At 68.4% G+C, this 13023-nt stretch carries 12 protein-coding genes; 1 reads left to right on the top strand and 11 read right to left on the bottom strand.

The window, feature by feature from the left end:
- Nucleotides 1-10: 10 nt before the first annotated feature.
- Nucleotides 11-1618: a GTPase HflX gene (gene hflX / locus KXS11_RS13180; RefSeq protein WP_437386060.1), complete on the bottom strand. Its 1608-nt coding sequence runs from the start codon at nt 1616-1618 to the stop codon at nt 11-13.
- Nucleotides 1619-1659: 41 nt separating this feature from the next.
- On the opposite strand from hflX, the gene KXS11_RS13185 reads away from it, so the two are divergent.
- Complete coding sequence (locus KXS11_RS13185) at nt 1660-2277, top strand: class I SAM-dependent methyltransferase (protein WP_437386061.1); 618 nt, start codon at nt 1660-1662, stop codon at nt 2275-2277.
- A 42-nt stretch (nt 2278-2319) separates the two neighbouring features.
- On the opposite strand, the gene dapF is transcribed toward KXS11_RS13185, so the two are convergent.
- From dapF to KXS11_RS13235, 10 genes are all read right to left on the bottom strand, one after another.
- Nucleotides 2320-3201 carry a diaminopimelate epimerase gene (dapF, locus tag KXS11_RS13190; RefSeq protein ID WP_437386062.1) on the bottom strand — a complete coding sequence of 294 codons (882 nt, stop codon included), beginning with the start codon at nt 3199-3201 and terminating at the stop codon, nt 2320-2322.
- Nucleotides 3202-3210: 9 nt separating this feature from the next.
- The gene (gene miaA / locus KXS11_RS13195; RefSeq protein WP_437386063.1) at nt 3211-4125 is read right to left on the bottom strand and encodes a tRNA (adenosine(37)-N6)-dimethylallyltransferase MiaA; all 915 of its coding nucleotides are present in this window, start codon (nt 4123-4125) and stop codon (nt 3211-3213) included.
- Nucleotides 4122-5726: a tRNA (N6-isopentenyl adenosine(37)-C2)-methylthiotransferase MiaB gene (miaB, locus tag KXS11_RS13200; protein WP_437386064.1), complete on the bottom strand. Its 1605-nt coding sequence runs from the start codon at nt 5724-5726 to the stop codon at nt 4122-4124. The genes miaA and miaB overlap by 4 nt, the downstream gene beginning before the upstream one ends.
- 52 nt (nt 5727-5778) lie before the next feature.
- Nucleotides 5779-6600: a regulatory protein RecX gene (locus tag KXS11_RS13205; RefSeq protein ID WP_437386065.1), complete on the bottom strand. Its 822-nt coding sequence runs from the start codon at nt 6598-6600 to the stop codon at nt 5779-5781.
- Between the two features lie 105 nt (nt 6601-6705).
- A complete protein-coding gene (gene recA / locus KXS11_RS13210; RefSeq protein WP_437386066.1) occupies nt 6706-7848 on the bottom strand; it encodes a recombinase RecA in 1143 nt (380 codons plus the stop codon).
- Between the two features lie 283 nt (nt 7849-8131).
- Nucleotides 8132-8356 (bottom strand): DUF3046 domain-containing protein, encoded by a 225-nt coding sequence (locus KXS11_RS13215; protein WP_437386067.1) that lies wholly within the window; start codon nt 8354-8356, stop codon nt 8132-8134.
- Between the two features lie 84 nt (nt 8357-8440).
- On the bottom strand, nt 8441-8749 hold the full coding sequence (locus tag KXS11_RS13220) for a helix-turn-helix domain-containing protein (RefSeq protein WP_437386068.1): 309 nt from the start codon (nt 8747-8749) through the stop codon (nt 8441-8443).
- 217 nt (nt 8750-8966) lie between these two features.
- A complete protein-coding gene (locus KXS11_RS13225; RefSeq protein WP_437386069.1) occupies nt 8967-9482 on the bottom strand; it encodes a CinA family protein in 516 nt (171 codons plus the stop codon).
- Nucleotides 9479-10087, bottom strand: a complete 609-nt coding sequence (pgsA, locus tag KXS11_RS13230; protein WP_437386070.1) for a CDP-diacylglycerol--glycerol-3-phosphate 3-phosphatidyltransferase — start codon at nt 10085-10087, stop codon at nt 9479-9481. Before pgsA ends, KXS11_RS13225 begins: the two co-directional genes overlap by 4 nt.
- Before the next feature lie 3 nt (nt 10088-10090).
- The gene (locus KXS11_RS13235) at nt 10091-12958 is read right to left on the bottom strand and encodes a DNA translocase FtsK 4TM domain-containing protein (protein WP_437386071.1); all 2868 of its coding nucleotides are present in this window, start codon (nt 12956-12958) and stop codon (nt 10091-10093) included.
- Nucleotides 12959-13023: the final 65 nt, after the last annotated feature.

The raw sequence follows: 13023 nt of genomic DNA on the forward strand, positions 1-13023 counted from the left end.
CGCCCGGGACTCAGGAGGTGAGAGCCGGCGGCTGCGCCACATCTGCGAACGGTACAAGGGCGGCCGCGAGCTCATCGCCGACGAGCGCATGGACGATCGTGCCCCGCTCGTCGTACGAGGTCGACAGCACCTTGCCGCGTTCGTGCAGGAGGGTGACGAGGTCGCCTCGGTCGAACGGGACGACCACGTGGACCTCGTGGCTCGGTGCCGGGATGAGCGCCTCGATCCGCTCCATGAGCTCGTCGATGCCCGCACCGGTCCGTGCCGAGACGAACACCGCGTCCGGCTCGAGGCCCCGGAGGACCAGCAGCTGACCGTCGTCCACGAGATCGGCCTTGTTGAAGACGACCAGTTCAGGGATGTGACGCGCGCCGACCTCGCCGATGACGTCTCGGACCGTGGCGATCTGCCCTGCGGGATCCGGGTGGGCCGCATCGACGACGTGCACGATGACGTCGCTGTCGGCGACCTCCTCGAGCGTCGAGCGGAACGCCTCGACGAGCTGGTGCGGCAGGTTGCGCACGAAACCGACCGTGTCGGCGAGGGTGTACTCCCGCCCGTCGGAGGTGACGTTCCGGCGAACCGTGGCATCGAGCGTCGCGAACAGGGAGTTCTCGACGAGTACTCCGGCCTTCGTGATCCGGTTGAGGAGGCTCGACTTGCCGGCGTTGGTGTACCCGGCGATCGCGACCGACGGCACGGTGTTCCGACGACGGTTCGCGCGCTTCGCTTCCCGCGCCGGCTTCATCGCGGTGATGGATTTGCGCAGCTTCGCCATCCGCGTGTGGATCCGACGCCGGTCGAGTTCGATCTTCGTCTCACCAGGGCCACGCGACCCCATGCCGGCGCCCGCGCCGCCGACCTGGCCACCGGCCTGACGGCTCATCGACTCACCCCAACCGCGGAGCCTCGGGAGCAGGTACTCGAGCTGCGCCAGTTCGACCTGGGCCTTGCCCTCGCGGCTCTTCGCGTGCTGGCTGAAGATGTCGAGGATGACCGCGGTACGGTCGATGACCTTGACCCCGACCGCATCCTCCAGGGCGCGACGCTGACTGGGGGCGAGCTCGGTGTCGGCGACGACCGTATCAGCCCCGAGCGCCTGGACGATCGACTTGAGCTCCTGGGCCTTGCCTCGACCCAGGTAGGTGCTGGGGTCGGGGTGCGGCTTGCGCTGCAGCAGACCGTCGAGCACGACGGCGCCGGCGGTCTCGGCCAGAGCGGCCAGCTCGCGCAGCGAGTTCTCGGCGTCGTGCAGTGCCCCCTGCGGATACACGCCGATGATCACGACGTTCTCCAAGCGGAGCTGCCGGTACTCGACCTCGGTGACGTCTTCGAGCTCGGTCGAGAGTCCGGCGACCCGGCGCAGTGCCTGGCGGTCCTCGCGGTCGAACTGTTCACCATCGTCAGACGTGCCCCCGGCGGTGGCGGCGGACTGCAGTGCGGCGGCCCCGCTCCCGAAGAGCGTGTAGCCGGACGACCGAGCGGCTGCGCTCGACAGCACGCGGGCGACCACGTCGTCGTCCGAGCTGGGGAGCGCGTCCGGCAGCCCGTCGAGGTCGATGTCGACGGCGTCGTCGGCTGCGTGATCCTGTGGCGTGTCCGCTGGTGGTCTACTCATCGCGTTAACCCTACTTCCTCCCGGTCCGGTACCGTTCCTGTATGTCGAATGAGCACTACTTCACCGCCGAACCCGGGAGCGAGTTGCAGCTCAAACCGATCACCGCCCGACTGGGCGGCGTCGAGCGCTCGCTCGTGTCGGCCGGCGGCATCTTCAGCCCGGGTCACCTCGACCAGGGCACCCAGGTCCTCCTCGCGAACACCCCGCCGCCGCCGCCGACGGGCGACCTGCTCGACATCGGCTGCGGCTGGGGGCCGATCGCGCTCTCCCTCGCTCTCGCCTCACCCGACGCGACGGTTTGGGCGGTCGACGTCAACCAGCGCGCACTCGAACTCACCCGGCTGAACGCCGCTCGACTCGGCCTCACGAACATCCGGGCCGTCCTGCCCGAGGACGTCCCCGACGAGGTCCGGTTCGCGACGATCTGGTCCAATCCACCGATCCGGGTCGGCAAGGACGAGCTGCACCGGCTGCTCATGCACTGGCTGCCGCGACTCGAGGACGAGGGCGACGCCTGGCTCGTGGTCCAGAAGAACCTCGGCTCCGACTCTTTGCAGCGATGGCTGCAGGAGCAACTGCCCGCGGCGTTCCACGTCGGTCGCGCTGCCATGGGCAAGGGTTTCCGCGTCCTCCACACGAGACGCCGCGAACACCGCTGACGCGCCGGGTGGTTCGAGGGCGTCCGTGGAATCGACGTCGACTCAGGCGAGGGTGATACTGCCCGAGTAGACGAGGGTGGCCGGTCCTGCGAGGACGACGTGTTCGCCGTCGGGCTCCTCCAGCATGCTCACTCCGAGCACACCCCCGGGTACTTCGACACGCCAGTCGTTCGGCGCAGCATCGCCCGCCCAGAATCGGAACGCGAGCGCCGCAGCAGCCGTGCCGGTCCCGCAGCTCAGGGTCTCCCCACTCCCGCGCTCGTGCACGCGCATGCGGATGTTCGCGACACCGTCGGCGAAGAGCGGATCACCGGGCACCACGAGCTCGACGTTCGCCCCGTGCGGCGGCTCGGGGTCGAGCTGCGGGATGTACTCGAGTTCTGCGCCGTCGAGTTCGGCTGCGTCGGCGACGGCGACCACGATGTGCGGGTTCCCGACATCGATGCCGATGCCTGGCCTGGCGACCGGGAGGCCCTTCACCCGGACGAGGGTCTCCCGCTCGTCGAGTGTCCAGCGTCCGAGGTCGACCGCATAGCCGAGGGCGTCGAATCCGACCTGACGCACGCCGGCACGCGTCCCGATGGGCAGGCGGTCACCCGGTGCGAGGGTCACGAGGCCCGTCTCCAGGAGGAAGTGGAGGAACACCCGGATGCCGTTGCCACACATCTCGGCGACGGAACCGTCGGCGTTGTGGTAATCCATGAACCACTCGGCGTCGGGGTCCTCCGCCAGGGCTGCCGCACCTGCGTCGACGTTCGCCGAGCGCACCGCCCGGATGACGCCGTCCGCGCCGATGCCGAAGTGACGGTCGCAGAGGGCCGCGATCTGCGCGGGCTCGAGCGGCTGCAGACCGTCGGGATCGGAGAACAGGACGAAATCGTTGCCCGTTCCGTGGCCCTTGGTGAAGGAGAGAGTCGACGCCATCAGCCCAGTCTACGGGCGCGCCGCGCGCACCAACGCGCACGCCTGAGCGCTCCCACCCTCGACCCAGCTGATGGCCGGGTACCGCTTGAACCAGCTGACCTGGCGGCGGGCGTACCGCCGGGTGAGTCGCTGGGTCTCGCCGATCGCCTCGGACTCCGAGGACGCACCGCGGAGCTGAGCGGTCGCCTGCGCGTAGCCGATGGCCCGACTCGCGGTCACGCCGCGTTCGAGGCCGTGCGCCAGCAACCGCTCCGTCTCTTCGACGATGCCGTCGCGCCACATCTGTTCGACCCGACGGTCGAGCCGCTCGACGAGTTCCGCGCGGGGCGTGGAGACGCCGATCACCTCGAGTGGACGCCACGGCTGCGGCGCCGCAGGCAGCGCGGCCCCGTGCCCCTGCTCTGCGAGGGCGTGCACCTCCAACGCGCGGATCACGCGGCGCGCGTTCGCAGCGTCGATCCGCGCGGCGGTCGCCGGGTCCAGGTGGCGGAGCCGTTCGACGAGCGCGGCGAGCCCTTCGGACTCGAGTTCAGCCTCGAGACGCTCGCGGAGCGCCTGATCCCTGCCGGGGAACCGGAAGTCGTGGATGACGCTCGACACGTAGAGTCCAGAGCCGCCGACGATGATCGGCGTGACGCCCCGCGTCAACAGGTCGTCGATGATCGCACGCGCCGTCGGCTGATACCAGGCGACCGAAGCCTCCTCGGTGACGTCCAGGACGTCGAACAGATGGTGGGGGATCCCCCGTCGTTCCGCGAGCGGAAGCTTGGCCGTGCCGATGTCCATCCCGCGGTAGAACTGCATTGCATCGGCGTTCACGACCTCCGCCGGGCGCCCGGAGGCGATCAGTGCCTCCGCGAGGTCCAGTGAGAGTGCCGACTTGCCCGTCCCGGTCGCGCCGACGACCGCGAAGAGCCTCGTCACCGTCGTTCGCCGTCGCTCGGATCGTAGATGGGCGACGTCGTGACCCCGGCACTCGGGGCACCGATCCGAATCATCGGGAGACCGAGTGAGACCCGACCCGGTTCACCTCCGGCCGGAGCGCCCGAAGGCACGCCGCAGGACTCCGCCTGCGCCCGGTCCCAAGCGTCGCCGGCTCGCGTGCGGCGGATGCGGAGCGGAGTTCCCGACGGTGCGTCGGCGATGAGGTGGAACGACGCCGCCTCTGTGATGACGACCGTCACCACATCGCCCGGGCGCGGGATGTCAGACCCCTCCGGCACCTCGAAGTGCACGAGGCGCGAGTCCTCGGCACGCCCGCTCAAACGGTGCGTGGACGCGTTCTTCTTGCCCTCGCCGACGGCGACGAGCACCTCCACCTCACGACCGATCTGACGTTCGTTCTCCTCATGGCTGATGCGGTCCTGCAGCGCGATGAGCCGCTCGTAGCGTTCCTGCACGATCGCCTTCGGAACCTGATCCGGCATCGTCGCCGCCGGCGTGCCCACGCGGATCGAATACTGGAAGGTGAACGCGCTCGCGAAGCGTGCGGCCTCGACCACACGCAGTGTCTCCTGGAAGTCCTCTTCGGTCTCACCGGGGAAGCCCACGATGATGTCCGTGGAGATCGCGGCGTGCGGGATCCGCGCGCGCACGCGGTCGAGGATGCCGAGGAACCGTTCGGAGCGGTAGGAGCGACGCATGGCCTTCAGAATGCGGTCCGAGCCCGATTGGAGCGGCATGTGCAGCTGAGGCATGACGTTGTGCGTCTCGGCCATCGCGTCGATCACGTCGTCGGTGAACGCAGCCGGGTGCGGGCTCGTGAAACGGACGCGTTCGAGTCCCTCGATCTCGCCCGCAGCGCGCAGCAGCTTGCCGAAAGCCTGGCGGTCGCCGAACTCGACCCCGTAGGAGTTCACGTTCTGGCCGAGCAGGGTCACCTCGATGGCACCGTCCTCGACGAGGGCCCGCAGCTCACCGAGGATCTCCCCCGGACGACGGTCCTTCTCCTTGCCCCGCAGCGACGGCACGATGCAGAAGGTGCAGGTGTTGTTGCAGCCGACCGAGATCGATACCCACCCGCTGTAGCTCGAGTCGCGCTTCGTCGGCAGGGTGGACGGGAAGGTGTCGAGCGACTCGAGGATCTCCAGCTGAGCCTCGTCGTTGTGCCGAGCACGCTCGAGCAGACTGGGCAGCGACCCCATGTTGTGCGTCCCGAACACGACGTCGACCCAGGGCGCCTTCTGGAGGATGACGTCTTTGTCCTTCTGCGCGAGACACCCCCCGACGGCGATCTGCATGCCCGCACGGTGCTTCTTGACCGATGCAAGGTGGCCGAGGTTCCCGTAGAGCTTGTTGTCGGCGTTCTCCCTGACAGCACAGGTGTTGATGACGACGATGTCTGCCTGGTCGCCGTCTGCCTTGACGTAACCGGCGGCCTCGAGCGAGCCGCTCAGACGTTCCGAATCGTGCACGTTCATCTGGCAGCCGTAGGTTCGGACCTCGTAGCTGCGGGCCCGACCTGACTCATCGATCGCTGCCGTCGAAGGGGTGATGACCGTTGGCCTCTCGGCGATGCTGCTCATAGGGACAGTCTACGCGCGGCGCTCTGGGCGACCCTTCGGCGGGCCACCAGGCTCACCGGAAGCTGACGCCCGACCGGCGCGAGCCCGCGAGTGCCCGCGAGCACACCTCCCGGATGATGGCGGAGCCGTACCCGCGTCGTGCGAGGTAGGCCGTCAGCCGTCGCTCGGCGGTCGCCTGGTCGAGTGAGCGCAGCTGTCCGGCACGCTTCTCGGCGACGACCATCGCCCGACGGAGTTCATCGTCGTCGTCGATCGCCTCGAGCGCCTCCGCGGCCACGGCTTGGTCGATCCTCCTGGCGGACAGTTCGCGAGCAATGACGGCCCGCGACTGCCCCTTCCGTGTGTGCAACGACTCCACCAGGTGACGGGCGAGTGCCGCATCGTCGAGGTATCCGCGCCGCTGAAGCTCCTCCACCACGTGTTCGACCTCGTGCGGCTCCGCATCGTGACCGCGGAGCAGTTCGGCGATCTCCCACTCCGAGCAGCCGCGGCGGGCGAGCCGTCGGACGGCGAGGAGGTCGAGCTCTGCCAATCGAACTTCAGGCGCGACCGCGTCCGGTGCCACCTCGTCGGGCTCGCCTCCGGCGTCCGTGGACGCGGTCCCTGGCTTCGGGGGTGCCGTCCAGGCGATCCGGGCACGAGCTGCGGCTTGGACGGCTGCAGCATCGGCCCCGGCCGCCCTGACCGAGCCGGAAACCGGCACGGCGTCATCGGGCGCCCGGTCCGCGACCGGCCGGAGCTGCGCGACCGGCCGGACCTCTGACACGTCCGCGGACGCGAGGAGCGGGGCGGCAGCGTCGGGGACGCCGGCAAACCAACCGTCGGCCTCTTCAGCCGGGACCGCGCTCTCGTGACGCGCGAAGAGCGAGGTCACCGGGGCAAGCGAATCCGACGACTCATCCGAAGGTTCGGCGGGAGGGAAGGAGACGACCACGATGACCTCGCTGTTCGATGGGTTGGCGCGGGATGGTGCTGGCGATTACGCCGAGCGACGGGCCGGAGCCTTGGCTGCGCCGGTGGACGACAGCTCGGGAGCACCACCTGAGGCGGCCTCGAGGGCAGCCGCCTCAGCGGCGGCGATCTCGGCGGCAGCCGCGTCGGCCGCCTTCTTCGTGGCGGCACCCTCGGCGCCGACACCGAGCTTGCCGAGGATCCGGCGCTCGATCTCAGCTGCGATGTCGGGGTTCTTCAGCAGGAAGTTCCGCGCGTTCTCCTTGCCCTGACCGAGCTGGTCGCCCTCATAGGTGTACCAGGCGCCCGACTTCTTGACGATCATGTGTTCGACACCGAAGTCGATGAGCGAGCCCTCGCGCGAGATACCGACGCCGTAGAGGATGTCGAACTCGGCCTGCCGGAACGGCGGAGCCATCTTGTTCTTGACGACCTTCACCCGTGTGCGGTTACCGACCGCCTCCGTACCGTCCTTGAGTGTCTCGATCCGACGGATGTCGAGTCGGACGGACGCGTAGAACTTGAGCGCCTTGCCACCGGCGGTGGTCTCGGGGCTGCCGAACATGACACCGATCTTCTCGCGCAACTGGTTGATGAAGATCATGGTGGTGTTGGTCTGGTTCAGTCCACCCGTCAGCTTGCGCAGCGCCTGCGACATGAGGCGGGCCTGCAGACCGACGTGCGAGTCACCCATGTCGCCCTCGATCTCGGCACGAGGCACGAGGGCCGCAACGGAGTCGATGACGATCAGGTCGATCGAGCCGGAGCGCACGAGCATGTCGGCGATCTCGAGCGCCTGCTCACCGGTGTCGGGCTGGGAGACCAGCAGGGAGTCGATGTCGACGCCGAGCTTCTTCGCGTACTCGGGGTCGAGGGCGTGCTCCGCATCGATGAAGGCCGCGATACCGCCGGCGCGCTGGGCGTTGGCGATCGCATGCAGCGTGAGCGTCGTCTTACCGGAGGATTCCGGACCGTAGATCTCGACGATACGGCCACGCGGGAGGCCTCCGATACCGAGCGCGACGTCGAGGGCGATCGAACCGGTGGGGACGACCTCGACCGGTGCGCGCTCATCGCTGCCGAGGCGCATCACCGAGCCCTTGCCGAACTGACGGTCGATCTGGGCGAGGGCGGTTTCGAGCGACTTCTCGCGTTCAGCTGGACTGGGCATGGTGTGCTTCTCTCTGCTCGGTGTCGGTTGCCTATAGGCTGTCGCCGCATGTCGCGGGCCCGGCTCCTGCTGAAGCTGGAGGCCCACACGGTGACAAGGCGTCGATCATTCGTGATGTCTCCGACGCTACGGGCCTCCACCGACATGCATCGGCGAGCGACCCGGATTGTGCAGAACGCGCTCACGAGTGATCCTGTGGAGGACACTAGCACCGATAGAACGGATGTTCGATACGAACGCTCCGGCGTGTCGAAGACCTCTTCGGTCGAGACGCGGCGCGGCGTCAGGAACCGGGCTGCAGCCGTCCCACCCCGTGGCGACGATCCTCCGGCACATCGGTCGCGGCGCACAGCGCCACCCAGACCTCTCGGGGGGAGACCCCGGAGCGGAGCGCCTCCTCGGCTGTCTGGGAACCGAACTCCGTGAGCCCCAGGTCACCCGTGAGTACCGCCCCGTACGCGGATCCGAATTCGTCGGCGACGGCCGTCCTGAACTCGCTCAGCTTCATTCCTGCACCTGTTCTTTCGCGATGGGAGCGCGGAAACGCCCCGGGAGAGGGATCCCGGGGCGTTGCATCGCAGTGTGGAGTCGGTCAGCGGGCGACGAGCTCGTCCAGCTCGTTGACCAGCTCGTCCGGAACGGTGTCCGGGATGTTCGGGGAGAGGCCTTCGATGACCGCGAGGCGGTCACCCACCTCTCGCATGATCACGGAGATCGGGGTGTCGAGGGCGTCTGCGACCGAAGCGAGGATCTCGCTCGAAGCTTCCTTCTGGCCGCGCTCGACCTCGCTGAGATAGCCGAGTGCGACGCTCGCCTTGCTGGCGACCTGCCGCAGCGTGCGGCCCTTCTGCAAACGGAAGTCCCTCAGGACGTCTCCGATTTCTTGACGTACGAGAACCACGTGACCCTCCCTCTGTGCTCTACGACGGTGTGCCGTACAGCGTTCTGCTTGTTCAACGCGGATTCACGTCGTACCAGCTGATCGCCGCCTCGTTCACGGATGGCCTACGTTACAACCATCGTGCCGAAACTCTAACCAGAATCACTGGACTTTTCTTGTGAATCACTGATCTGTAACGCGATGGAAACCGGGACTATTCCAGGCACACGGGCTGCATTCAGTCGAGGTTCCGCAGCTCCTCGAGGAGCGCATCGAGCGTCCGCTCGACCGTCTGGCGACGGATGCCCTGCCGGTCGCCCTCGAGCTCCAGCGGCACGACCCGGCCGCCCGAGCGCATCACGATCGCGACGAAGACCGTTCCGACCCGCTGTCCGTCCTGGGGGTCCGGTCCGGCGACACCGGTCGTCGCGATACCGACGTCGGCGGGCAGGCCGTCGATCGCGAGCACCCGGCGCACACCGTCGGCCATCTGCAGGGCGACCTCGGGGTGGACCGCTCCGCGCAGGGCGAGGAGTCCGGCGTCGACCTCGAGCACGGAGTGCTTGATCCGCGTGTCGTAGGCGACGACTCCCCCGCTGACCGCTGCCGACGCCCCTGGGACATCGACGAGGGTCGACGTCAGGAGGCCGCCGGTCAGCGATTCGGCGACGGCGACCGTGAGTCGTCTGGACACGAGCGCTGCGATCGCCTCGGCGGCTCGGGGATCGGGCTGTTCCGGCGAACGCTCGTTCATCGCGTCGCCGAACGATCGGCCCGCGCTCCCCGGACGGCGGTGATCACGTAGTCGATGCCGCTTGCGATCGTCAGCAGGACGGCGATCGTCATGAACGCCCCGTTGACCCAGTACACCCACGGTCCGAGGAGCACCCAGAAGGGCGCGAGGGCCAGTGAGATCGCGATGGCCTGGGCGAGTGTCTTGAGCTTGCCCATCCATGCCGCGGCGACGACGTGGTCGGAGATGACGATGAACCGGTGGACGGTGATGCCGACTTCCCGGACCAGGACCACGATGGTGACCCACCACGGGAGCTCGCCCAGGATCGAGAGGGCGACGAGGGCACCGCCGGTGAGGATCTTGTCGGCGAGGGGATCGAGGATCTTGCCGAGGTCGGTGACGAGTCCGCGACTGCGAGCGATGTGACCGTCGATGCCGTCACTCGCGATCGCCACGACGAACAGCAGCGCCGCCCACCAGCGCAGTGCGCCGTCGGCCCCGTCGTCTGCCAGGACCATCCACATGAACACCGGAGCGAGGACGATCCGCGCCACGGTGATCGCGTTCGGCAGGTTCCAGTTCGAGGTGCGCAGCCCACCGGCCGCGGCGTCCGGTACCGACATGTCCTACTCCCGCCCGGTGAGACTCCAGGCGTCTTCTTCAGAACCGCCCTCGACCTCAGGATAGTCCTGGAACTGCGCCTCGACCGGATCGCTGCCGTAGCGGTCCTCGGTGACGGACGGCGCGGCGTCGTGCTGAGCCGCAGGCGCGGCCTGGGCCGGCTGAGGCGGTTGCGGCGCGGAACCGTCGTCCTCACCACGGAGACGTGCAAGCACGCCCGGCAACTGCTCGGCCGTCACGAGGACGTCGCGAGCCTTCGAGCCCTCGGACGGGCCGACGATCTCCCGCGATTCCATGAGGTCCATGAGGCGCCCCGCCTTCGCGAAGCCGACGCGCAGCTTCCGCTGCAGCATGGAGGTCGACCCGAACTGCGTCGACACGACGAGCTCGGCGGCAGCGAGCAGCAGCTCGAGGTCGTCGCCGATGTCCGCGTCGATCTCCTTGCGCTCCGCGACCGCCTGAACGTCCTTGCGGTACTCGGGGCGCGCCTGGTTCGTGACGTGCTCGACGACCCGCTGGATCTCGCCCTCACCGACCCAGGCACCCTGGACGCGCAGGGACTTGTTCGCCCCCATCGGCAGGAAGAGCGCATCGCCCTGTCCGATGAGCTTGTCGGCGCCAGGCTGGTCGAGGATGACCCGGGAGTCCGTGACGCTCGTGACCGCGAACGCCAGACGCGACGGCACGTTCGCCTTGATGAGGCCGGTCACGACGTCGACCGACGGACGCTGCGTCGCGAGCACCAGGTGGATACCGGAGGCACGGGCGAGCTGGGTGATGCGGACGATCGAGTCCTCGACGTCACGCGGGGCGACCATCATGAGGTCGGCGAGCTCGTCGACGACGACGAGCAGGTACGGGTACGGCTTGAGGACACGTTCGCTGCCCTGCGGGAGCACGATCTCCTCGGCGATGACGGCCTTGTTGAAGTCGTCGATGTGCCGGTAGCCGAAACTCGCGAGGTCGTCGTACCGCATGTCCATCTCCTTCACGACCCACTGGAGCGCTTCCGCTGCCTTCTTGGGGTTCGTGATGATGGGCGTGATGAGGTGCGGGACACCGGCGTATGGCGCGAGCTCGACGCGCTTGGGGTCGATGAGGACCATGCGCACCTCGCTCGGCTTCGCGCGCATGAGCAAGGAGGTGATCATGGAGTTCACGAACACGGATTTACCGGAGCCGGTGGACCCTGCCACGAGGAGGTGGGGCATCTTCGCGAGGTTCGCGACGACGTATCCGCCGCCGACGTCTTTCCCGACACCGATGGTCATCGGGTGGTTGCTGTTCGTCGCCGCCGTCGAGCGCAGGATGTCGCCCAGGGTGACGATCTCGCGGTCGGTGTTCGGGATCTCGATACCGATGGCGCTCTTGCCGGGGATGGGCGACAGGATGCGGACCTCGTTCGAGGCGACCGCGTAGGAGAGGTTCTTGCTCAACGCCGTGACGCGTTCGACCTTGACGCCGGGACCGAGCTCGATCTCGTACTGCGTCACCGTCGGCCCACGAGAGAAACCGGTGACCTTGGCGTCGACGCCGAACTGGTCGAGCACGCTCGTGATGGCGGCCACGGCCTCGTCGTTCGCGGCGCTGTGGGTCTTCGCCGGTTCGCCAGCGGCCAGGGTCGAGGCGGACGGAAGCCGGTACGGGGTCTCCGCCTGCCCCTGGGCCAGAGGACGAGCAGAGAAGTCGATCTGGTCGGGCGCGCCGAGGAGCGCGGGATCGAGGTCGTCGATGACCTCGGTCGCGCCGGGGATGCTGTCGTCGTGGAGCCCGGTCTGCGGCTTGATCTCACCGGTGTTGAACCGCTTGACCGCGCTCTCGGCCGCCTCGAGGTCGCCCAGCAGCTCCGTGCCGAACGCATCGTGGACGGGAGCGGGCGCAGCGGCTGCCGCTGGACGGGCGACCGGCTCGAGCGGCGAGTCGAACCCGCCGGTCGGCTTCCCGAGGCCCAGGAGTTCGGTCATGTTGTCGCCCATGAGTGGATCCTCGAAACTCGGGTCCTCCTCGCGGCGACTCGTATTGCGGCGCCACCACGGCAGCGCGGCCGGTTCCTCCGGCTCGTCGTCGAGGTCGTCCAACCGCTTCGTCTTGGTGTCCTTGGCTTCGGCCCGCTCGGCTGCCTCGGCGGCGTCCTCGCCGAACATCCAGGCGGAGAACTGACGCACGCGGGCCCCGATGCGGTTCGGCGGAGTCTTCGTGACGATGAAGAGGCTCAGGAGGATGAGCAGGGAGACGACGACCGTCGCGCCGATCGTCGTGATGATCGCGGCGAGTGGCGCCCCGAGGATCCAGCCGAGCAGACCGCCGGCCTGCGCGAGCGCCGGGAGGCCCTGGCTCGGGTTCGGTTGCCCGCCGTGCAGGTGACAGAGCGCCGAGATGCTGATGAGCAGGAGCCCGAGTCCGATGCTGATCCGGCCGTTGTCGTCGACCGAGGCGGGATGCCGGAACAACCAGACGGCGAAGACGACCATGATGACCGGGAGCACGAAGGCGAGGCGACCGAACAGCCCGCCGAACGACCAGGCGTCGAAGGTCTGAGCGACCGGATCGGCTGCACCGAACCACTCGACGACCGCGCCGACCACCGCGAGCAGGAACAGGAGGAACGGGAAGCCGTCGCGACGGTCCTCCTTCGCGATCCGCTCAGGGCCGAGTGCTCGAACCGCGCCGCCGACACCGTGCGCGAGGCCGAGCCACATCGAGGTGAGCACACTGCGCTGCTCCTCGGCGGCCGGATAGGCGACGGTCTTCTGCTGCTTCGTGTTCGCAGAGCTCGCCTTGGCGTTCGCCTTGGTGGTGCTGGTGCGCGACGATGAGCCGCTGCGCGACGATGTGCTGCGCGAGCGGCTGGTCGAGTTGGGACTTCCGGCCATGCGTTCACGGTACTCGTCGCCACCGACGTTGCCCCGCAAGCTGGCGGGGTGTCCACGATCCGCAG

It is taken from the genome of Plantibacter flavus (assembly GCF_051487245.1).
Taxonomy (GTDB): domain Bacteria; phylum Actinomycetota; class Actinomycetes; order Actinomycetales; family Microbacteriaceae; genus Plantibacter; species Plantibacter flavus_B.